The sequence below is a fragment of the Ruegeria sp. BB7 genome (assembly GCF_056539365.1).
Map to the genome: position 1 here is coordinate 54,262 of NZ_JBQFUV010000001.1, position 20,733 is coordinate 74,994.

The following is a 20,733-nucleotide window of genomic DNA, read 5'->3' on the forward strand; positions in this document are numbered from 1 at the left end:
GAGTTGAGCGATGGCTGACTATTGGGTGAAGGTGGACTATGAACCTCTCGTTGAAACTGGTGGGTGGAACTTTGCTCAACCGACCGTCGACTTTAGCCCAGTACTTTTTATGGGCGAACCAATCGAGAAGCCTGCGGTCTATGGTAATATCAATCCATTCTACCCATACCTGAACAGCGAACTGCCCTGGTCATTCTCTGCACAGGGGTTTGTGACTAATGACCCAAATGCTGGAAGCGATCCAAGTATCGTATGTGTATTTGACGGTACTTGCTACCAACTCACAGGCCGGACGTACTATTCGGTGTCTTTCAGTGTTACTGAGTTTGAATTGGCTTCGGATTTCACTCCTGAAAAAACTGTAGGTGATGATCAGCTGTATGTATTACCAGCTGGCTATAATACACCGCCAATTGAGTACGTGTTTGCGGACTATGTTTGGGTACTGGTTAAAGGTGATGGAAACGACGCCGAGCCACCTGTCGCTAAAGACGATTTTTTCTCTATTTCGGCGAGCCTTACGCGCCTCGAAGGTGAAAGTTCCCTACAATTTCAAGTAAATTCGCTATTTGGAATTCTGAATGTGGTGCCGTTCGACGAACTCAATGGAGAAGATCTAATTGACGCAAGCCTTGTGTCGAACGCCGAAGGACGTGTGACAGAGCAATCACCTGACGACAACTACTTCACCTACACAGTTGATCAAACAACTGGGCTGTCTCTACTCGGTGACGTAGACACTTTCACCTACGAAATTGAAACGATTGGAGGCAAAGACACTGCAGAAGTTCAAATTCAATACCCATCTGCTGAGGCGGTTGCCGAATTAATTGGGGCGAGGATTGATGAACTACAAGAAGAAATCACCGATTTGGAGCGAGATCGCACGGCGTATTTTAACAATGATAAAATAATTGCAAGGAATGAAAGGCTGGTGGATGAATTTGTCTTTCTTGCAGGGATAGAGACCGCGAAAGGTCTTGTGACGCTACCGCTAAAATATGGTGCTCTATTGGTGGAGCTAGTAGATCAATACATTTCGGGGCAGCTGCCAGACATTGACGAATCTTTTGTTAATGCTGCCATTTCTGATCTTGCCGCGTTCACAGAAGCGTTGGCGAGCGGCTCAAAACCAGCGATTGGAAGAGCCACAGGAGAACTTGCAAAAAACGTTAAGGAACTCTCAGGTATTGTTGGCAACGTTCTGACTGCAATTGATGTCGGGGATATTCTTTTGGAGGTTGCAGAACTTGAATTCGACACATTCCAGCGAGAAACGAATAATGACTTCATTGAGTTTTATTATGGTCTGGGCGAATCAGCTTCAACGCAGGACTTCCAGGACTTGAGAGCCGAAAAGGATGATGAACTTAACGATCTAGGAGCCTTGCTTGAGTCAGTTTGGGCAGAGGATTCATTCATATTGTAATCCATTGAAAGTGAGCAGTTCCATCAAACCTAGTACTGCCTAATTTTATTTTTTTGGCTTCAAATATTAGATTTCTTAAAATTTAGAGAAGTTGCTCCGGTAGAGGGAGCAACTGGAGTTAAAATCGTTTGGGGGACCTGACGCTGTTGTTGTGACATTTTTCGACTCGTCTGACAAAACCGACAAAACCGACAAATTCTGCTTTGGTGTGGGTTCTGTCAGTTATGTCGGTTTTGTCAGAAGGCTGTTCACCTGTTTGGCTAGTGAACTGTGGGATTGACAATGTAGAGGCGCGACCGCCGCCCACCTGCCGCGCCTGGCGACTGGTCCACTAATCGGATAATATCGCCTTCTTCCAGCGCTTTGAGGACTGGGTTTAATTCGCTTGCAGTTGCCAGCCCTGACCGATCCAAGCGCAATACCTCACGTGATGTGAAGCGTTCCCAGGCTTGTTCCCGGATTACAGCCACCAACCGGCGCGCAGCCCGTTCAGTTTTTGACTGCGACGCACTTGCATACGCGCGCTGCGCCATCGGCAAAGCGTAGGATGTGACAAACAACGCTGCCCGCTCAAAGTCCGCTGCCGTGACCTGGTGTGCTTCGTCTTCGATCCCTGTTGACCAGTCCAGGTATGACAACACCAGGGCAAGCCGAATGGTCATTCCGGGGAGTTTCCCTATATACGAGAGCAACAACCAGTCTGCTTTGGCCTCTAATTCCCTTACATAGCTACGTAACGTATCGAGGTGGTCGCGGGCCTCTTCCGTGAAGGGGATGAGCCAAGGCCGTGTGACGTCGTATTCGTCCGTTACCATACGTAGGGATAGGAGCCTGGTGAGCGCCCGTTCTATGAACGCATCATCAGGAATGGATTGTGGACGCTGTATCGGAACGGGGTCGGGCCAGATTGGTATAAATCGCGCCAACAAGCCATCATCGTCAGAGTTGATCAGCAACCCGTTCAATTTGTCTGGCTGGATACCACCAACCACGCCAATGGACAGCCGGTCTATGTATACGGGATCACGCCCCATACGTTCGACCGTATACGCACGACCACCATAAGCTTCGAGCCAGAACGGTCGATCCGATCCACCGCCGGAATAGCGCGTCATGCCTTGCAGCCAACCGGCCAATTCATCCCGCGCTGCCAAAGTCCCACGCGCCTGCCTTTCCAGGATCACGGCCAACCGCTCGACGGTCCCGTCAGCAACGCAAAGACGCGGTAGGAACGGTTCTTGACCAGGATTGGCCGCATCGGGTCGCCCGGGTGGCGTGGACCCGTCCTTAATCGCGGCCTTGGTGGCTTCCTTCCAAGTGCTTTCTGCAATCTTGGCGATCTCTGCCGCCTCGCGCCATTGAGCAAGTTCGCTTTCGGATGTCTTGCGAAGCTCCCGCTCGGCCTTCCGTAGCGGGGTCAGGACCGCATCCAAACCAGGAGATTTACCGCTGGACGGCAGGCCAATTGCCATCGTCCACAGAATTGGGGGTTCCGACCAACCCGCCCAGGGAGACACCCACCGGGTATTGCCAATCAACGACCCGGCCACCGCCAACAATGCCGCCACAATGTAGTCCGGCGGCGCGGATTTCGTCTCAGCCGCAACGGTGATCCATTGAGCCCATTTCGGTCCAAAGACCTTTTCCAGAGGCAGCCTGGGCGCTGCGGCGCGTTCATCATGCAAGAACCGCGATGCCGGTTCCGGCCAATCCGGCGCAAAACTCTCTTCTTTTGGGTGGATTGTCATTGCGCTTTTGCCTTTCCCGTCAGTACGTCGTTCCAGTCGTAGCCGTCGGGTGCGGGCAGCAATGAGACACGCCATCCTAGGGCATAGGCGCGATGAGCCAGTACTTGCGCTGCTGCGCGGCCAACCGCATCGCCATCCGGCGCAATCACCAATTCGCCAGGATGATCCGGCAGGTGTAGGGATTTCATTCCGCTGGCGCTTAGCGCCGCCCAAACCTCTATGGGTCCATCCATCAGACCGGAAAGCAGCGACAACCCGGTTTCGATGCCTTCTGCTACCACAAGCCTACCCGGGGTATGGGTAAGCCGAACCACACCGCCTTTTGTTGCCCCGAGCATAGCCTTACCCGGGGTATACTTGGATTTGCTCGTGCCGTATTGGTTTAGGTAGGTGCGGTGTATAGCATCCGATCCGCTGCCCGTCACTTTGCCGACAAGCGCGGGGAGCCTTTTGGCCGCCGGATGCCAGCAATCGCCGTGAAAGCGAAGGCTTGCGGGCAGCGCGTACGTGATACCCCGATTGCGTAGATAGTTTTCAGCCAGTGTTCCTTGAACTGGCCTGGCTTCTTGCCAGAGATTGCGCGCAATTTCTGCACGGCGTTCATTGTGACGCCGTTCACTTTCACGATGCTTGTTCAAAACATCGCGGCTGGTTGGCGAATTACCGACGATACCGTCTGCCAAACCCATGCCTTTGAGTGCATCCAGAACGCTCACAAAGCTGCAACCGGCATGGCAGGTCAGCAAAAGCTGACCAGAATGACCGTTTGCAATGCTCAAGCTTGGTGAGCGATCTTCATGTGCGGGGCAACAAGCCGTCCCAGAACGTCCGGTCCAACGTCCACCGAGGGCGCGTGTGATGGCTTCAGCATCCATCAATTCGAGCCCCCCGCTTTGAAGGTTTCAGGGAGCGCACTGATTTCTGGCGACGAGACGCCCAGAAACTTGTGCTGGAACCGCGCAAGGGCATTTCGGGTGGTGCAGTAGCCCAAGTTGCGCCACCGCGCTCCAGCACAGGTTTTAACCGTTACGCGCTGTTGAAAGAGCCATTGAAGGTCATCTTTGCAAGCCGCGACGCGATAGCGACCGACGGTAAACAAAACGCGTTCGTAGTTCGCCGATGTTTCGTGATGCTCTGTCATGGATCACACCGCCACGTTTGAGCGGCTTTCCAGCCAGGTCAAAACATCAGACTGTCGCCAGCCCACAGCGCGCTTCCCAAGCTTGATCGGCTTTGGGAACGTTCCGTCCGCAATCATGGCGTAGATGGTAGACCGGGAAAGACCCACCAGGGATTCCACATCTGGCCTGCGATAGATTTTGTCTTGCATTTCAATGTGCCTCTTCGAGCGTCGCGCCATTTCTTTTGACGCGAACTGTTGTCGGCAGTATCGAGAAAGGCAGGGATTGCTCTAAATTCCTAACTTCCCGTCGGTTCCGGTGTTGGCGCATCGGAGCCGACACGAAGCGCTAACTGCCAGTAAGCGCTGCGTAAGTCCGAATAAGCACAGCAAAAAACACCTGCCAACAGGCCCTCGAAGAGAGGGCAAACCCTTTTTGTTTCAATTACTTGTTCGATGTCATGGGGGACTAGGTAGGAAAATCAAGGAAAATGCAGTTTTTTTGGACGGAAATCCTAAGCCGCTGATTTTACACTATTCTTTTTTCAAGAATTTTTCCCAGGCAACCATCATTTTGCGGCGGCGCTCGAGGGCGTCGGTTCTGCGGTAGGCGCGCACGACCATGCTATCGACGTTATGGGCGAGTGCTAGCTCGGCCATGTGGTGATCGTAACCTTCTTCTGCCGCCCAATCGCGAAAGGTAGACCGTAGCCCATGCGGAACCGCAGGCGATCCACTCTTAGCGTCAAAATAGCCTGGGCCATCTTTATCCAAGTCAGCTTTGTGCATCTTCCGCATAACGGAAGACAATGCCATGTCTGAGAGCATGCCGCCCTTGGCTCCAAAGAACACGTAGGGCGAGCCTTCGAGCCGAGGAAGCTCTTTAAGCATAGCAATCATGGAAGGGGTTAGCGGAACGCGATGCTGTCGCCTCGCTTTCATGCGCGCCGCCGGTATGGTCCAGTGACCCGCCTCAAAGTCCACTTCGTCCCAGACCATGCCTCTTACTTCGCCTGATCGCGAGACCGTCAGGGCCGCAAATTGCAGTGCCTTGATTGACATACCGTCTCTGCTTGAAAGATCGGCCCACCAGCGCCCGGTGTCATTCTGCGCCAGGGCTGGATGGTGCTTAACGGTCGCAACTTTGCTTGGTTTAGGCAGGACTTCTGACAAGTTGCCCTTCCAGCGCGCCGGATTGTCACCAATGCGCAACTCGTTCACGGTTGCCCAGGATAGGACCTTTTCGATGCGCCCACGCAATCGGCTGGCGGTTTCAGTCTTCTCTTCCCAGATCGGTTTAAGAACCGAGACAATGTCAGTGACCTCGATAGCTGCCACTGACCTATGGCCGATCACTGGTATCGCGTAGGTGTCCAAAGTCGCGCGCCATTGCTTTTTGTGCTTTTCGCTGCGGAATTCCGCGAGTTTGGCTTCCAAGTACTTTTCAACAACGCTGGCAAAGTCTGTGTCCATTTTGGCTTTGCGTTTGTCGGCCAGAGGATCGCCGCCTAGATAAGCCTTGCGTTTGTTCTCTACCGCTTGTTCCCGCGCCATCGACAACGTGACCAGGGGGAAGTTCCCAAGGCCGATCTCACATCTCTTGCCAGAGATCACGATCCGCTGAATCCAATACTTGCGGCCCTGTTTGTCTATTCTTAGAAACAAGCCATAGCGGCTGTTGTCGAAGTATTTCCCAGGCTTGGTGATGTTTTTGACAAAGGTTGCTGTCAGGGGTTTGCCTGCTGCCATGAATCTGCTCGTTCCGTATTTATGTCCGTCACTTTATCCCCCATTAGATGCTGGATTTCACCGGAACTAACAAGACCGTTCTGGCTGCTATAGTGGAAAATAACTGTTTATATATTTGAACTTGCAGGTATCCAAAGGATTGTCTCGGAACACCGCATGGCTGCCTGTCTCTCCGCCATTCACTGGCTAAATTCCAAAAATTCTTGAGTTCGTTGATCGAATTATCTGTATTGCCGTGTTTTGAGATTCACAAGAAAACCTCTACCCTTTCAACCACCCAGGCCATAGCTATCAAACTTGCACAGGCAGCGACGGCAGCTCGTGAGCCGACCCAGATACGGCCCGGTTGATTGCGCAAGAACACAACCAAGGGCCAGACTAATAACACGATTATCAACTGCCCAATCTCTACGCCAACATTAAAGGCCAGCAAGCTATGCCAGACATTGGGTGCGTCCACGCGCAGAATCTGGTGCAACATGAAGGAAAAGCCAAACCCGTGGAGCAAGCCGATACCTGAGGTAATTCCAAAGGCCTTTAAGTCTCCGTGTTTCTGCGCGGGTGGTCGAACAGCCATCAGGGCGGCATAGATAATTGACAGCGCAATCGCCAATTCAACCGTGGGAATGAACCAGGCACCGCTGGGGGCCACGCCGAAAAAACCGAGGATCAGTGTGACGGTATGGCCAAGAGTAAATCCCGTGACGCGCGCCAGCAGGCTGTGCAGGTTTATCGCTCCGATAATCATACATAGAACGAACAATACGTGATCTGGGCCTTCAATGATGTGTCGAATGCCTTCGACGACAAATGTCGAAGCAGCGGACGTCGCTGATCCAGACACCGTGACCGGCTCATGCATCAATCCAGTTGCGCGATAAGTGCGGACTTGATCGTCATTGTAGTCGAGGATCAAGTTCGCAGTATCTTCCTGTCCGACCAACCGGGGATCGGAGGAGTAAGACAGCTCATAGTATTGGACCGGACCGGTTGCGTAGCGAAGATGCAGGTCCAGCATCACATCCCCTACATAGGTCTCGTCATCTGCGGAATAAACATCTTTGCCAGACAGCGAGCTTTGCGCTTCGGCCAGAGTTGCAAATCCGGGCTCGGAGCCCAAACGGTGCAGGCGCATGGCGATGACCGAGGCAGATGGCGCCTGCCCGCCTGCGGACAAATCCAGACCGCCAACTGCAAGCGCAGCCAGACCGTCCGGATCAGTCTGCAGAGCAACCTGATCGACATAGTGCATCAGCGCACCATCTTCGATCTGATTGTAGGTATAAGGGGCAGGAGCTGGCAGCCCGTCGTCACCTGCCGGACCAACTAAATCGGCCACCACATAGGACAGAGGCATCCGCAGGAAGACGTCCAAACCTTCATCTGAATGCAGAACGTGATGCACCCGCACATTCTGGTTCAGCTTAAAATGAGCAGCCGCTCTGTCTGCTGTGAAGACGGCGCAAACGAGTAAGCCAAGAACGATAACAAGTTTTAAGGCTCGCATATTAGCCCTCTTTCTGTGCGTTCAGTATGGTCAGCCCATCCAAAACCCAATGGTCGCCGCGCCGCGATACATCCAACAGCCCGCGAAAGTTCACGTTCTGCCGGTGCAAATGTCCCCAGTGCCCCCCACTGACGCGAGCAGTCCAGTTTGCAAGGATCTGGAAGTCATTCCGTCCTTCGCCTCTGGATAGGCTTTCAACCAAAAGATCCACGGTGTCTTCTGCCCGTGCTGACGCCCCAGAGGGTAACGTGACAGAGAGGCCACGGCGCAACTCGGCACTCACGTCGCCTCGGTTCGGTTCGTCGACAAACGGCTCAAGAGCTGCGCGGAGCCCATTCTTATCCGGCTCCAAAAGGGCTGCATTAAAGTTACTCAACATCCCTTCTACGACCCGGTGGGTAGCAACCTCATCCGGTGAAGTCCGGGAAAATGAATCTTTCAACGCGATTGTCAAAACGGCTGCTGCAGCAAACGCACCGGACATTGCCAACGTCAGGCCCCGCGGCGCAGCTCTCCAATACCAAGCGCTCAACACGCAAATCATTGAGAGTACGCCAAACCCAAGGGAAAATAACACTGCCGGATGAACCCCGGCTGTTTTAACGATCACTGGCAGCGTGCGCGGCTCCTCCCAAGAAGTCAGATGATTGGTCCAACGTATTGTCGGGTCCGATTTGTATATCTGCGAGGGAACCCCACCTGCCGGATCGCTGAGAGTGACAGGAACGACATCAACCCCCTCGGGGAACAATTGCCAAAGCATGTCGACCTGATTTGCAAGCGCCTCTTGAGGATAGGATAAAACGGCCCCCAACAACATCGTTGTGCGCGTCGCAGGCGATTGGTCCGGCAGCACACGCAACCCCTCTGCACCTACCGCAATACGGGACACTTGAACGCTGTTAGGTGCCACGTCGACCCCATCGATTGTGACAGGGTTTTGACTTTTGAAGAAGCCTTCAGCCTCTGCCTTAATCCGCAGGATCTGATCGGCAGTAAGACTTTCGGCGTTGCCAAGGTCTAGGTCGATCCAGCCTTCCAAATCCTTCAGGCGAAAGATTACCTCGTGGCGCACTTCGCGCGGTTCGATCGACACAAAGGACATAAGTGGAGATTTGTGATGGCGGGTCAGATTTGGGTTTTCGAACTTGGTGAACCAAGGGTCTTCCCAATTGGGCAGCATCGTTTCTGCTTGGGACAAGAACCGGTAATCTGTCACCGGCACTCCACCGTGTGACGCCATCATTCCGATCGACGCCAATGGGATGCCGTCAGAGTTCAGTGGCGGCGTGAAAGTGATCTGTCTGGGCTGACCTTGAAACGGAAATTCCAAATCCACAAAGACGACGTCTGCGCTACGCGGTCGGGGCGCGGCCAAACTGCTGGCTGCTGTCTGGCGCGGAGTTCGAGGGCGCACGTCAATTGTATGAAATACGCGGTCTAACGGGTTACCATCAACTGAAACTTGAAATGTCTGCCCTGTGCGTTGCGACAAAGACGCGCCCGATCCATCATCTGCTGCAACAAAAAATGGATATGCATTCAGATCAATTTCCAGAATGACGCGGACATGATCCTTTTCGACCGATAATTCGGCGAAACTTGGCGCTGTTTCACCGCCGTATGGTGAAACCAGATCAGCCTTTGCGGTGCCCCAGCCCAGTATCAGGCTGGCCAGAAAGGCAATCCTGCACCAAGGCTTAGAAATGGAATGCAACGGCCGCATAAATACCATTCTGGTCAATGTCATAAGCAAACTCCCCGCCATCCCGGTCCGTGGAGTAGTCAATTCCGTAAAACTGATAACCGAACCGCAGTGAAGTGTTATCCCAACCTTTCCAGTCGAACCCGGCCAGAGCAACATATTGCAGATCATCCCCGTTCACGCCAAAGCCGCTTAATGTGGCTCGGGTCGCGAAGCTCCACTTATCGTTAAGTTCGACGGCATAGCGCAATGCAACTAAGGGCTCGAACCATTCTTCGGTTCCGCCTAAGGTCATACCCGGTCCCGGACCAGCAAGATCGATTTCCTGTTTTAGGCGGTTCCATTGAACGCCGATCGCTGCATCCGCGGCATAGCGACGACCTGAGGCATTAACACCTTCGGCGAACCTATAAGCTCCCTGTACGTTGAAAAATGTTTGTCTGACATCCACGTCAACTGTTGCATTGCTGATCGGCAGGTTCCCATCCTCACCGAGCTTCACATAGTAGACCTCGGAAATAATTCCGAAGTCACCGTTCCAGCCTTCGTACCGAACTGACGCCGCGCCCTGAAGGATATCGAGAACCTCGCTTAGGTTTAGATCCAGATCGACACTGGTTCCGTCTACTGTGGAAGTGCCGGTAGTGCTGAGAGGCAGAAAAAGATACGGCGTGATCGAATGCCGCCAAGCATCGGGATCGGTCGGATCGCGTGACAGCGCTTGGGCACTTGCGAATGATGAGGCGATTAGTGTCAGACCAATCTGAGACAGCAACCATAGTTTCCACTTAGGGGTAAATCGCATTCAAGGTCTCCGGTCAAAAAAATCGAAAAGAATGAACGGCACAAGTTTTCACCTGCGCCGTTCATGGGTCAAGTGATCATTGGTCTCCGGGATACGGGAACTCTTGCCCAAGCCCTTCAGACGCTTCTTCAAAGATTGGGCGCAGAACATCGTCCACGTCCCACTTGCCGTTTTCGATGAAATCAGTGAAACCGATGACATCGGCCGACATTCCAACAGTCTCGGCAAAATCCGCGCGATCTTGAGGATCGGGTGCCTCTGCGGGCGAAGCCAGGGGCGGCGACCAAGTGTCTTCATCGACAATTGCCATTCGGACGCGGATGTCGTCCTTGGTCACATTCCAGACCATCAAGTCATTGGCCAAGCTGAGCGGTCCGTCATAGGTCGAGCGGATGCGTTCATCCACGGCCCCTGCCGTATCCCAGTCATTGAAAAAGTGATAGGCGACCGCCATGCGAGGCTTAATCTCACTCATTACCTTGCCGAAAGCTTCGGGCGCGGTGTGTACTTGAGTACCTACAAGCAGGGCGGATTCGGGACTGAATTTCATTTTGGCAACCAGGTCCGGCACTGCGATAAAGCACTCATGAATTGCAATATCAGCGTTTTTGGCGTGTTCAATGAACCATTTGTTTGGGTAGGTATCCGAGCCGTAAACGAACTTGAACCCGTTCCATTCCAGAGTGAAACTGACAGAACCGTCAATCGAATGGATTGCCGGGAACGAACGGATGACAACGTCGTTTTCTTCGTAAATGATCTCATTTTCGCCCCGGTAATCGAATTCGTTGACATTCATCTGGTAGCCGCGGAAATCGACATTGCCCGCGCGTCCCGCCAAATCCCAGGTCAGCATCTTCTTCATGTGGTCCAGCGCGTAAGCCGTTCCTAACTCCTCGACCTCGCCACTTGGCCCCCAAACATTCAGCGGCACGTTCCGTCCCATAAGGGCCCCACCAACAAACAACTCGTGCAGGGCACCGAAATGATCGGTGTGTAAGTGACCGATAAATACTTTGTCCAAATAGTTGTATGGGATTTGCAATGAGCTGATGTTTTCTACTGATCCAGAACCAATATCGAACAGGAACTTGTCTCCATTTCCTAGCTCGACCAGAAAACAGGCGGCCGCCTGACTCGCGCGGGTTGTCGGCATGCCGGTTCCGCAGGCAATGACCCGCATCTCGTCTTCGGCAAGGTCCTCTGTATTCGGATAATAGACCTCTCGCGGTCTATCCCGAACTGCGGTTGGGGAAACCTCTTCGGCCTCTTGGGCATAGGCGGCTGATGGGCCCACAAGGTCCACCACAACGTTTGTTACAGATGGCGGAGCCACAGCCCAAGCACCAAACGTTAACCCGAGCATGAAATGCTTGCTGAACTTCCTGAAATCCGAACTTTGTTTCATTGGGCACCTTTCTGGAAATTTGATTTCTGCAACAGATCAAACCCCCTTCGGATCGTCACTTAAGCGAGGGGTTCAAAAAATATTCTGCGCGCCAAATGGCCATGAAAAAAGTGAGTCACAGTTTGAAACTTCGTGACTCACATCGAAATAACTGCAAATTTAGGAATATGTTGAGGCACGCTAATTCCCCGACAGACAACGAAAAACGTGAGGCTCTTTCGCGTTTGCTTGACGACAGTCACCTTGAGGGGGCAGACCGTCTTCGCGCGTTTCTAAGATATATTGTCGAGGAAGAATTGGCGGGGCGCGGGGCAGACATTCGGGGCAAAACAATTGCGCAGGATGTCTATGGCCGTGACACTTCGGAAGGAACAGATCCGGAAAACGTCGTGCGTGTCGACGCAAGGCGGCTTCGGCAGTTATTGGAATTATACTACGAAACTGCCGGTAAACACGACCCAGTGCGCTTGTATATGGATAGCGGCGGCTATCGGCCCCGGTTCGAAAGCGTTAGACCGGCACACAGTCTTCGGCACAGCGGATGGCCTGTACGCTTTGGCGTTCCCATAGGAGTATTCGCGGCCGGATCATTGATAGGTGCAATTATCGGAGCAAACCTGCTTACACCAGAAGTGAAATTTACCCCCAGTCACTCCGATACAGCGTCCGCATCAGAGAATCCGAACCTGCTGCAACGGGCAGCAATTTATGAGAAATCACCAGCCGCCCTGCAGGCTTTCAATCTGGCTCAACAAGCGCGCGCGATGATTTTTTTTTGATCTTTGATCGCCCAAGGCAACTGCTTGTACTCTCGGTATTTGAACGCGTGATTGAATTGGACCCTGACTATTTTGGCGGTTACGCCGGAGCTGCGCAGGCGCTTGCGACGCTGTCGGTCATCACCCCACCATCAGACGCAAAAGACACCTATACCGTCGCTGCTATGAAATTCGCCAATGAAGCTGTCCGGCTTGCTCCGGATAACGCCTGGAGCCAGTCTGCAAAAAGCTGGGCATATTTCGCAGATCGAGAGTACGAAACGGCTCTGATGGTCGGGAAACGTGCCGCTCAGCTCGATCCGAATGACGGCGCCGTATTGGATTTTCTCGGTGCTGTGACATTGTTCTCAGGCGCATTTTCCGATGCCGTTGAGATCGCAGATCGGCAATCACTGTTAGAGTCCAGCAATCAGAGGTTCGCCAACCGCAACATCTCTGGTGCGGCCCATTTCCATCTTGGCGAATATGAGACAACCATTCGGCGCTTCGATGAGGCGAAAAACCTAGGCGACCCGCTGAGCGCTGCATCCTTGGCCTACCAAGTCGCCGCCTTTTCCGCGCTGGGCCGTGACCCCCAAGCTCAGGCGAAGCTGGCCGAACTAAAAAACGCATGGCCGGACGCACCGGTCGCGTCGATGCTGAGGAACATTCACAGCAACAACAAACACGCCGACGCGGTTATTAACGAACTATTGCGTCAAGGCTGGTCGCCACCGAATACCCAGTCGAAACTCAACCGCTAGGCTGTATAAAGATATACCGTGTACAATTGGGCGTTTTGTTGCCGTCTTGGCAGTTGTTTTGGGCGTAGCATGGCTCAAACTTCAGTATTGAAAAGAACTTCCGGGAATTCCCCTTTCATTCCAGCTAGATATACCCCATCTCAGCGGCACAATTTTTAAAAGGAGAGACACATGACGCGCACTATCCTATTAGCGGTAGTCATCGCCGCAGCCGGAGCAGGCATTTACTATTACGCCACCCAACCCGAACCCACACCAGCCGAGCAACTGAAATCCGCCGCGCAAGATGCCAGTGACGCGGTCAGCGAGGCCGCGAGCTCGATCACCGATCAGGCGAACGAGGCTGCATCGTCCCTCGCAGACCAAGCCTCAGAAGCTGCGGATCAGGCTACCGAAGCTGCCACGGATTTAGCCAATCAAGCCGGTGAGGAAGTTGCGGCGCTGGCAAACCAAGGCCAGGACCTGCTGAACTCATGGATCGAGGAAGGCGCGCTTAGCCTTGAGAACTTTGACTATGACGCGATGGTCGCATCCGTTCAGGAAAGCGATCTGGCGCAGGACCTGCAAGCCAAGGCCATTCAAATTCTGGACGACATCAAAGCTTCGCCGGAGACGATTGCGGCAAAAATCCAAGAACTCCGCGACCTTCTGTCGGGACAGTGACATCTTTGGGCTGCCCTTTTGGGGTGGCCCATTCTTTCTGATGTGGCACAAGCTCCACTCACGTTACATCCGATTTCTCGATGCTGCTTATGCTGAAAAAGAGTGACGGCAAGGTTTTTGCCACGCCCTGGCATTGCCGACGAACGAGACGATGCCACTATTTGAAGAAAAATGGTTCGCAGAAGCATTTCGATTGAGCTTTGTAGTCTGCAGCGTTTGAACCTTTCGTAACAATAGTGAACTTTAATTCGCTACGAATTTTAAAGATTGTAACCTATTTGCTAAGCTTCTTTTGGCTTCCTGCGCGATTAACATTCGCGAAATAAATAGTTCCTGGGCGGATATACTTAACCCCGGCCGTGCAGCACAAATAGACACCAATATCAAAGTGGTTCATTTTCGCTTTTTTATGTGGATGGTTTGGAGGCACGTTCAACGTGGGGCCGCTGTAGTTACCAACCTGCTGCCCATCTATGTAGACGATGATTTGCCCGTCTGCCTTGTGGGACCATTTGGCGTAGACCTGAAAATTCCGCCATTGCCCTTTGAAGTCGCGCATCTTCATCAAAGGGATGCGTGCAATGTCTCTGCAGTCGTGATTTGCAACGTCGCGAGGTGCTTGAAGACGCAAATAGATGATGTCGCCTTGGCCCTTGCGTGTAGAGTGGTTGATTGAAGCGTGAGGGCACACGCCGCCCTTCCATTGAGTGAAGATGTAACTTCCCTTGGTCTGCGCCCCTTGTGTAGGAAAGTTTGCTGGAACAAGCATATCAAAGCCGTACCAAGCTTCAGGTGGCTGGGGAAAAACCCATCGACCATCGCTTTTTGATTCCCTAAGCATGGAACGCACGGATCCATATGAACAGTCACCCTTGCCTGTTCCGTCGCCGTAGGCTGATGTTACGCACTCGCCCCCATAAATCGAAAAAGAATGTATGCGTTTTGCTTTGATTCCTTCGAATTTACGCAACCGCTTGTATGAATTTGGTAAGTTTGATGCGCTCTGCTCAAATCTTACACCGCCAGCGTTCGAGGGACTACTGAAAGCCGGTACAACAATGACCAGAGCCAAGATGAGTTTCGATGAGAAAACCTCAACTATGTGCTGCCAATTTTTGTAAAGCATTATGTGCTGCCCGCTTTTGGTGTGCTGAAATACAACGTTCACGCTATTTCTGCTAAATTAAGAGGTCAATGAATTCAGCGTAATTCAAGTTGCTTAAGTCAAAAAAAACGGTCGCAATTTCTTGCGACCGTTTGCTTTTAGTTGAGTTTTTAACTCGTTCTGCGTTAGCGTTTCGAGAACTGGAACGAACGACGCGCTTTGCGCTTACCGTATTTCTTACGTTCCACAACGCGGCTGTCGCGGGTCAGGAAACCAGCGGCTTTCAGGGCGCCACGCAGCGAGGGATCGTACAGCTGCAGCGCTTTCGAGATGCCGTGCTTGACCGCACCGGCCTGACCGGTCAGGCCACCGCCTTTGACGGTTGCGACAACATCGAACTCGCCTTCAACGCCGGCAACCTGGAACGGCTGGCGCAGGATCAGCTGCAGAACGGGACGCGCGAAATACTTGTCCTGATCCTTGCCGTTCACGGTGACCTTGCCGGAACCCGGCTTGATCCAGACACGGGCAACAGCGTCTTTACGCTTGCCGGTGGCGTAGGAGCGACCCAGCTCGTCACGTACGGGTTCACGTACAATGACTTCCTCGGTCACGGTTTCAACGCCTGCGACGGCGCTCAGCTCTTCGAGAGTATTGATCTGATCAGCCATCGGTCATTAGCTCCGGGTGTTTTTCTTGTTCATGGATGCAACATCCAGAACTTCGGGCGCTTGCGCCTCATGGGGATGCTCGGCACCGGCGTAAACGCGCAGGTTGGTCATCTGCTGACGCGCCAGACGGTTGCCCGGCAGCATGCGCTTGACCGCCTGGGTCACGACGCGCTCGGGGTGTGCACCCTCGAGGATCTGCTGCTTGGTGCGGGACTTGATGCCGCCCGGGTGACCAGTGTGCCAGTAGAAGTTCTCTTCGCGCTTCTTGCCGGTCATCTGGATTTTGTCAGCGTTGATCACGATGACGTTGTCGCCCATGTCCATGTTGGGTGTGAACGACGCTTTGTGCTTGCCACGCAGGCGCATGGCGACGATCGAGGCAAGACGGCCCAGAACAACGCCCTCGGCGTCGATCAGGATCCATTTCTTGTCGATGTCTGCAGGTGTTGCAGAAAAGGTTTTCATGGCAGGATAGTCCTGTTTGATGTGAAAGACCGCCCAACGACAGAGCGGCCCGAATTCGATGGAGCGTATTTAGAGGGGCACGATGCGCAGGTCAATAACTCTAAACGCTTTTAAATTGTTGTATTTCAGGAGGTTAAAAAATAGGTATTATTTTACCCCACAATCAAACGCTGATTTGTTCGGGCGGATTATCCAAAAGAGAGCGCAACCTCTGCATCGCGTCCTCAAACCGCTCCAGTGAAACATGCCCGTTCATGGCTATGCGCACAGCGTTCGGCGCACGCCCGTCTCGCAAGGCGAACTCATCGGCCGACCGTAATTGTATTCCTTCACGCTCAGCCGCTCTACTAAAGGCCGCAGCACGCCAACCCGACGGCAAGTGTAACCAGACGAAAGGTACGTCGGGCGCCCAGTTTAGATCAAAGCCGCCCAAAGCATTGACTGCAACCCGCACGTACTCACCCATTTTGATGCGAACATCTTTGGCAATTTGACGTGTTCTGGGATCGGAAAGAAGCAACCGGGTAAGCTCTGCCAGGGGTTGGGCAAGCCCGAAATACCCGTATTCTGCCGAACGCCGCAAATCGACGCTTCTTTCTCGTGGTGCGATCGCGAAACCGACACGCAACGCAGGCGTGAGTGTTTTTGAGATGGAGGACACATGCCAGCCTCGTTCAGGTGCTAGCGCGCGATAGCTGGGCTCGCGCGCGTCTCCCATGCGATAGCAATCGTCCTCGACAATCTGCAGATCAAAGCGGCGAGCAACTTCAACGACTTCTTTGCGACGTTCAAGTGGGGTATGCGCTCCGGTGGGATTTTGAACCTCAGGCGAAACGCAGATAGCTTGCGCTTGAGTTTGGCGCAGCACATGCTCCATCGCGTCTGGGTCGATGCCCCATTTGTCCATTTTGACGCCAACAACGTCGGCGCGCATCAGCTCACCTGCCCTGCGAAAGCCCGCATAAGACAAGTCTTCGACCAAAACCACGGGCTTGGCACCGCTTAATATCGTCTGAAACACTAGGCACAGCCCATTCTGACCGCCATGTGTGAGTACAATATCATCATGCGAAATCGCGCCCAAAGGCAGGTCTGACAACCAATCAACCACGGCCTGCCGAATCGGTTGATACGCATCACGGGTCGGATAATTTAGAAAGAGCCCGGGATCAGCCTGCGACACCTTCTGCAAGCACTCGCGGATCAACGCCACCTGCCCCACATCCGCCAGACGTGGGCTGAAAAGGCTAACATTCGCGTTGTACTTGTCATCGCGCAGGTGAAGCTGTCTGGCCCAAACATCATCCAATATTGGCGATTTCGGGGGGGCGACAAATGTACCACGCCCAACCTCGGCTTGTAACAACCCCTCATCCGTTAGAATCGTGTACGCTCGGGCGACGGTACCCGGAGTAATTTGCAGCCGATATGCCAATTCTCGGACCGGAGGCAGCTTGGTACCGACCTCCAGCATCTTGTTTTCAATTGCTTTTCGGATCGTATCGGCAACCAGAGTGTATTTGGGGCCCTTAGACTTTGGCAGCGCCTCTGGCCAAATTGTATCCATTACAATTCTTCCTTTGCTTTTGACACAATTTGGAATGTATCAAACTTATGTACCGAACATGTTAGCTTTGTGTCAATACAATTTGAAAGGATACCCACTATGACACGCGCAATGCACACACCCGCCCTTTTGCTGCTGAACGACAGCCCACGGCTGCCGCTGATCGCTGCGCTGGCCGTGCAGTTTGCGGCAAAAGTCACCAAGTGGGAACGCCAACGCCGCAGCCGTATCAATTTGTCAAAACTGGATGACAGGCTTCTGAAGGATGTCGGCCTGACACGATATCAGGCACGTCAAGAATTCACCCGCCCATTTTGGCGGAGCTAATTTCCCCAGTCCCTAGATGGGACCTCTTCCTGGCCGGGCATAGCCCGGCCTTTTTTATCCGAAAGCTGCGGCAGCCGAACCTTCTGGTGGAAGGGAATAGGTCATCGTAGCCCGTGCAACGGGCTCGCTTGCCCCCTCGGAAAACATGAGCACATCCCCAACCGCAAGCGTGCGACCAAGTTTCAGCAAGCGACAACGTGCAATCATGTCCCGTCCGCCAATTGGTTTGCGGAGAAAATCCAGCGAACTGTTCGTGGTTACAGCCAAGGACTGGCGACCTTTGCGCGCCAGGACCATTGCGTAGACACTTACATCCGCCAATCCAAAAATAGACGGACCGGACACAGTCCCTCCGGGGCGCAGATGCCTGTCTTCAACGACCAATCGCATTACGATCGTTTCATCAGTCAACTCTTCGACGACAAAGTCCTGATGAACCTGCGGAAAGATCTGCTTCATGTATTCCATCAGCTCTTCCCGGCTCATTGCCAATGACATGCTTTCCCTCCTTGGTTCACCGTCCTAGAGTTGGCCTGACATCGGAACGGAGAGCAAGATGGCAATTCTGGAACGTAACGACACGGGCGCGGTAGCCATACTAAAAATGAATGCGCCTGATCGCCTGAATGCGCTGAGCGATGAGATGTTGGGCGCCCTTCAAACCGAGTTCGATGTCTTGCGCAAAGACAGCTCTATCAGGGCCGTAATCCTGCGGGGTGAGGGCAAGGCGTTTTGTGCCGGCCATGACCTGAAGCAAATGACGGCGGGTCGACAGGCCGAGGACGGCGGAAAGGCCTATTTCCAGGATCTGTTCGCGAGATGTACGCAAGTGATGCTGTCTATCAGGTCCCTGCCCCAACCCGTCATCGCACAGGTACATGGCATTGCGACAGCCGCAGGATGCCAACTTGTCGCAACCTGTGATCTGGCTGTTGCAGCGGAAGGCACCCGTTTCGGCGTGAACGGAGTAAATATCGGCCTGTTCTGCTCAACCCCTATGGTTGCTCTGACCCGGAACATTCCTAGAAAACACGCGTTCGAGATGCTGACAACAGGGGATTTCATCTCGGCTGAAAATGCCGCGGAACTCGGGCTGGTCAATCGCGTGGTGCCGGAAATGTTGTTGGAACATGAGACTACAGCGCTTGCAGAGCAACTTGCAGCCAAGCTGGGGTCGGCCGTCAAAATCGGAAAGCAGGCATTTTATGAACAACTGGAAATGCCGATTGAGCAGGCCTACGACTATACCGGCGCGGTGATGGCGCAGAACATGCTGCATCGGGATACAGAAGAAGGAATATCCGCGTTTATCGAAAAGCGACCGCCAAACTGGCGTCAATAAGTCAATTATTGTAAACAGTTCTCGGGATTGTTCTCAATTTAGCGCTTTTCAAAACGGCAACACTATGGCAAAGCTGGGACAGAGCTAAGGCTCTGCAGACACTTTTGGGTCGCCGTAGGCGGAAGGTCCCTCCTGCTGGTTTCTCTCACCGGCATCGACGTTCCCGCAGCGGCGACCCCAAAATTCCCTGATTTCATAATCCTTACGCACTATGTTGCGTTGTGCGATGCCGTGTCCTATGTGGCAGCGCATGACACAGAAATTGCATATCGTGGGCGGCGGCATGGCCGGGTCCGAGGCTGCCTGGCAGGCGGCGGAAATGGGCGTGGATGTAGTTATCCATGAAATGCGGCCCAAGGTGGGTACCTTTGCGCACCAAACTGGCAATCTGGCCGAGATGGTGTGTTCGAATTCGTTCCGCTCCGATGACGATGAACAGAACGCTGTAGGCTTGCTGCATTGGGAAATGCGTGCAGCGGACGGCTTGATCATGACCACTGCTGATGCCTATCGCCTGCCTGCCGGTGGTGCGCTGGCTGTCGATCGTGATCCGTTCGCCGAAGCCGTCACTGCCAAACTTCGCAACCATCCCCGAGTCGAAATTACCGGAGAAGAGATCACCACCCTGCCCGACGATGGGCTTTGGATCATTGCCACTGGCCCTCTGACGTCATCAGCACTTGGTGAAGCCATTCGTGAGGAAACCGGTGCAGAATCTCTGGCCTTTTTCGATGCCATTGCCCCGATCGTTTATGCCGACAGCATCGACATGAGCAAAGCTTGGATGCAGTCACGCTATGACAAGGGTGAGACCGAAGAAGAGCGTACCGCCTATCTGAACTGCCCCATGGATCGCGACCAATACGAAGCGTTCATCGACGCCCTGCTGGCTGCCGACAAGACCGAGTTCCACGAGGGCGAAACTGCGGGTTATTTCGATGGTTGTCTACCAATCGAGGTAATGTCGGAACGGGGGCGCGAAACCCTACGCCACGGCCCAATGAAACCTGTCGGCCTGACCAACCCTCACCAGCCGGACGTCAAGCCTCATGCCGTAGTTCAATTGCGCCGGGACAATGCACTTGGCACGCTGTTCAACATCGTGGGTTTTCAGACCAAGATGAAATATGGCGCCCAAACCGATGTGTTTCGAATGATCCCCGGGCTTGAGAATGCCAGCTTTGCTCGGCTGGGCGGCATTCATCGCAATACGTTCATCAACTCGCCTACGTTGCTAGACGCGCAGATGCGGTTGAAATCCAAGCCGAATATCCGTTTTGCCGGTCAAATCACCGGCGTTGAAGGTTATGTCGAAAGCGCAGCCATGGGTTTGTTGGCCGGTCGTTTGGCAGCAGGTGAAATTCTTGGGCGCGAATTGCCCGAAGTGCCGCAGGATAGTGCCATGGGAGCTCTGATCCACCACATTACTGGTGGTGCCGAGGCTAAAACATTCCAGCCCATGAACGTAAATTTCGGCCTGTTCCGCCCCGTTGACGGGCTGAAAGGCGGACGTCGTGGCCGAAAAGATCGCTACAAGGCCTACACGGATCGGGCCAAGGCCGAATGGAAGAAGTGGTTGGAGCACTGTTGACTGGACGCT

General features: G+C 53.5%; 21 protein-coding genes. 7 read left to right on the forward strand and 14 right to left on the reverse strand.

The window, feature by feature from the left end; all coding sequences use genetic code 11:
• The first annotated feature begins 10 nt into the window (after positions 1-10).
• Entirely contained in the window at positions 11-1,429 is a 1,419-nt protein-coding gene (locus ACR0D7_RS00290) for a hypothetical protein (protein ID WP_480677249.1), read from the forward strand.
• A gap of 260 nt (positions 1,430-1,689) precedes the next feature.
• Here ACR0D7_RS00290 and ACR0D7_RS00295 read toward each other — a convergent pair whose 3' ends face one another.
• The 9 genes from ACR0D7_RS00295 to gntH all read right to left on the reverse strand — a co-directional run bounded on the left by ACR0D7_RS00295 (position 1,690) and on the right by gntH (position 11,471).
• Entirely contained in the window at positions 1,690-3,177 is a 1,488-nt protein-coding gene (locus tag ACR0D7_RS00295) for a DUF3987 domain-containing protein (RefSeq protein WP_480677250.1), read from the reverse strand.
• Positions 3,174-4,052, reverse strand: coding sequence for a DUF7146 domain-containing protein (locus tag ACR0D7_RS00300; RefSeq protein WP_480677251.1), 879 nt, complete (start codon positions 4,050-4,052; stop codon positions 3,174-3,176). The genes ACR0D7_RS00295 and ACR0D7_RS00300 overlap by 4 nt, the downstream gene beginning before the upstream one ends.
• Entirely contained in the window at positions 4,052-4,318 is a 267-nt protein-coding gene (locus tag ACR0D7_RS00305; RefSeq protein ID WP_480677252.1) for a hypothetical protein, read from the reverse strand. The genes ACR0D7_RS00300 and ACR0D7_RS00305 overlap by 1 nt, the downstream gene beginning before the upstream one ends.
• Before the next feature lie 3 nt (positions 4,319-4,321).
• Entirely contained in the window at positions 4,322-4,507 is a 186-nt protein-coding gene (locus tag ACR0D7_RS00310; RefSeq protein WP_480677253.1) for a helix-turn-helix transcriptional regulator, read from the reverse strand.
• Positions 4,508-4,831: 324 nt separating this feature from the next.
• Positions 4,832-6,046 (reverse strand): tyrosine-type recombinase/integrase, encoded by a 1,215-nt coding sequence (locus tag ACR0D7_RS00315; RefSeq protein ID WP_480677254.1) that lies wholly within the window; start codon positions 6,044-6,046, stop codon positions 4,832-4,834.
• A gap of 247 nt (positions 6,047-6,293) precedes the next feature.
• A complete protein-coding gene (locus ACR0D7_RS00320; protein ID WP_480677255.1) occupies positions 6,294-7,553 on the reverse strand; it encodes a HupE/UreJ family protein in 1,260 nt (419 codons plus the stop codon).
• A gap of 1 nt (position 7,554) precedes the next feature.
• A complete protein-coding gene (locus ACR0D7_RS00325) occupies positions 7,555-9,303 on the reverse strand; it encodes a hypothetical protein (protein ID WP_480677256.1) in 1,749 nt (582 codons plus the stop codon).
• Positions 9,254-10,063 (reverse strand): hypothetical protein, encoded by an 810-nt coding sequence (locus ACR0D7_RS00330; RefSeq protein WP_480677257.1) that lies wholly within the window; start codon positions 10,061-10,063, stop codon positions 9,254-9,256. The genes ACR0D7_RS00325 and ACR0D7_RS00330 overlap by 50 nt, the downstream gene beginning before the upstream one ends.
• 76 nt (positions 10,064-10,139) lie before the next feature.
• Entirely contained in the window at positions 10,140-11,471 is a 1,332-nt protein-coding gene (gene gntH, locus ACR0D7_RS00335) for a guanitoxin biosynthesis MBL fold metallo-hydrolase GntH (RefSeq protein WP_480677258.1), read from the reverse strand.
• A 95-nt stretch (positions 11,472-11,566) separates the two neighbouring features.
• Here gntH and ACR0D7_RS00340 point away from each other — a divergent pair, with 95 nt between their 5' ends.
• The 3 genes from ACR0D7_RS00340 to ACR0D7_RS00350 all read left to right on the forward strand — a co-directional run bounded on the left by ACR0D7_RS00340 (position 11,567) and on the right by ACR0D7_RS00350 (position 13,656).
• Positions 11,567-12,250, forward strand: a complete 684-nt coding sequence (locus tag ACR0D7_RS00340) for a hypothetical protein (protein WP_480677259.1) — start codon at positions 11,567-11,569, stop codon at positions 12,248-12,250.
• Between the two features lie 47 nt (positions 12,251-12,297).
• Entirely contained in the window at positions 12,298-12,993 is a 696-nt protein-coding gene (locus tag ACR0D7_RS00345) for a tetratricopeptide repeat protein (protein WP_480677260.1), read from the forward strand.
• A 171-nt stretch (positions 12,994-13,164) separates the two neighbouring features.
• Positions 13,165-13,656, forward strand: coding sequence for a hypothetical protein (locus tag ACR0D7_RS00350; RefSeq protein WP_170570224.1), 492 nt, complete (start codon positions 13,165-13,167; stop codon positions 13,654-13,656).
• A gap of 274 nt (positions 13,657-13,930) precedes the next feature.
• On the opposite strand, the gene ACR0D7_RS00355 is transcribed toward ACR0D7_RS00350, so the two are convergent.
• The 4 genes from ACR0D7_RS00355 to ACR0D7_RS00370 form a co-directional block, all read right to left on the reverse strand.
• Positions 13,931-14,824, reverse strand: coding sequence for a heparin lyase I family protein (locus ACR0D7_RS00355; RefSeq protein WP_480677261.1), 894 nt, complete (start codon positions 14,822-14,824; stop codon positions 13,931-13,933).
• Positions 14,825-14,946: 122 nt separating this feature from the next.
• Complete coding sequence (gene rpsI, locus ACR0D7_RS00360; RefSeq protein WP_209197069.1) at positions 14,947-15,432, reverse strand: 30S ribosomal protein S9; 486 nt, start codon at positions 15,430-15,432, stop codon at positions 14,947-14,949.
• 6 nt (positions 15,433-15,438) lie between these two features.
• Positions 15,439-15,897 (reverse strand): 50S ribosomal protein L13, encoded by a 459-nt coding sequence (gene rplM, locus ACR0D7_RS00365; RefSeq protein ID WP_010440027.1) that lies wholly within the window; start codon positions 15,895-15,897, stop codon positions 15,439-15,441.
• A gap of 163 nt (positions 15,898-16,060) precedes the next feature.
• Positions 16,061-17,464 (reverse strand): aminotransferase-like domain-containing protein, encoded by a 1,404-nt coding sequence (locus ACR0D7_RS00370; RefSeq protein ID WP_480677262.1) that lies wholly within the window; start codon positions 17,462-17,464, stop codon positions 16,061-16,063.
• A gap of 99 nt (positions 17,465-17,563) precedes the next feature.
• Between ACR0D7_RS00370 and ACR0D7_RS00375 the strand changes: the two genes are divergently transcribed.
• Positions 17,564-17,791: a DUF1127 domain-containing protein gene (locus ACR0D7_RS00375; RefSeq protein WP_170381178.1), complete on the forward strand. Its 228-nt coding sequence runs from the start codon at positions 17,564-17,566 to the stop codon at positions 17,789-17,791.
• A 54-nt stretch (positions 17,792-17,845) separates the two neighbouring features.
• Here the strand turns inward: ACR0D7_RS00375 and ACR0D7_RS00380 are convergent, their stop codons facing one another.
• Entirely contained in the window at positions 17,846-18,289 is a 444-nt protein-coding gene (locus ACR0D7_RS00380; RefSeq protein WP_480677263.1) for a PaaI family thioesterase, read from the reverse strand.
• 58 nt (positions 18,290-18,347) lie between these two features.
• Between ACR0D7_RS00380 and ACR0D7_RS00385 the strand changes: the two genes are divergently transcribed.
• Positions 18,348-19,133 (forward strand): enoyl-CoA hydratase, encoded by a 786-nt coding sequence (locus tag ACR0D7_RS00385; protein WP_480677264.1) that lies wholly within the window; start codon positions 18,348-18,350, stop codon positions 19,131-19,133.
• Between the two features lie 250 nt (positions 19,134-19,383).
• Positions 19,384-20,724, forward strand: coding sequence for a methylenetetrahydrofolate--tRNA-(uracil(54)-C(5))-methyltransferase (FADH(2)-oxidizing) TrmFO (gene trmFO, locus ACR0D7_RS00390; RefSeq protein WP_480677265.1), 1,341 nt, complete (start codon positions 19,384-19,386; stop codon positions 20,722-20,724).
• Positions 20,725-20,733 lie beyond the last annotated feature (9 nt).

Bases quoted from the DNA above. Each gene is read 5' to 3' on its own strand.
- ACR0D7_RS00310 (WP_480677253.1), bottom strand. From the start codon at position 4,507: ATGCAAGACAAAATCTATCGCAGGCCAGATGTGGAATCCCTGGTGGGT.
- ACR0D7_RS00340 (WP_480677259.1), top strand. From the start codon at position 11,567: ATGGCCATGAAAAAAGTGAGTCACAGTTTGAAACTTCGTGACTCACAT.
- ACR0D7_RS00375 (WP_170381178.1), top strand. From the start codon at position 17,564: ATGACACGCGCAATGCACACACCCGCCCTTTTGCTGCTGAACGACAGC.
- ACR0D7_RS00300 (WP_480677251.1), bottom strand. From the start codon at position 4,052: ATGGATGCTGAAGCCATCACACGCGCCCTCGGTGGACGTTGGACCGGA.
- gntH (WP_480677258.1), bottom strand. From the start codon at position 11,471: ATGAAACAAAGTTCGGATTTCAGGAAGTTCAGCAAGCATTTCATGCTC.
- ACR0D7_RS00290 (WP_480677249.1), top strand. From the start codon at position 11: ATGGCTGACTATTGGGTGAAGGTGGACTATGAACCTCTCGTTGAAACT.
- ACR0D7_RS00380 (WP_480677263.1), bottom strand. From the start codon at position 18,289: ATGTCATTGGCAATGAGCCGGGAAGAGCTGATGGAATACATGAAGCAG.
- ACR0D7_RS00330 (WP_480677257.1), bottom strand. From the start codon at position 10,063: ATGCGATTTACCCCTAAGTGGAAACTATGGTTGCTGTCTCAGATTGGT.
- ACR0D7_RS00385 (WP_480677264.1), top strand. From the start codon at position 18,348: ATGGCAATTCTGGAACGTAACGACACGGGCGCGGTAGCCATACTAAAA.
- ACR0D7_RS00295 (WP_480677250.1), bottom strand. From the start codon at position 3,177: ATGACAATCCACCCAAAAGAAGAGAGTTTTGCGCCGGATTGGCCGGAA.
- ACR0D7_RS00305 (WP_480677252.1), bottom strand. From the start codon at position 4,318: ATGACAGAGCATCACGAAACATCGGCGAACTACGAACGCGTTTTGTTT.
- ACR0D7_RS00315 (WP_480677254.1), bottom strand. From the start codon at position 6,046: ATGGCAGCAGGCAAACCCCTGACAGCAACCTTTGTCAAAAACATCACC.
- ACR0D7_RS00325 (WP_480677256.1), bottom strand. From the start codon at position 9,303: ATGACATTGACCAGAATGGTATTTATGCGGCCGTTGCATTCCATTTCT.
- rpsI (WP_209197069.1), bottom strand. From the start codon at position 15,432: ATGGCTGATCAGATCAATACTCTCGAAGAGCTGAGCGCCGTCGCAGGC.
- rplM (WP_010440027.1), bottom strand. From the start codon at position 15,897: ATGAAAACCTTTTCTGCAACACCTGCAGACATCGACAAGAAATGGATC.
- ACR0D7_RS00370 (WP_480677262.1), bottom strand. From the start codon at position 17,464: ATGGATACAATTTGGCCAGAGGCGCTGCCAAAGTCTAAGGGCCCCAAA.
- ACR0D7_RS00350 (WP_170570224.1), top strand. From the start codon at position 13,165: ATGACGCGCACTATCCTATTAGCGGTAGTCATCGCCGCAGCCGGAGCA.
- trmFO (WP_480677265.1), top strand. From the start codon at position 19,384: ATGACACAGAAATTGCATATCGTGGGCGGCGGCATGGCCGGGTCCGAG.
- ACR0D7_RS00320 (WP_480677255.1), bottom strand. From the start codon at position 7,553: ATGCGAGCCTTAAAACTTGTTATCGTTCTTGGCTTACTCGTTTGCGCC.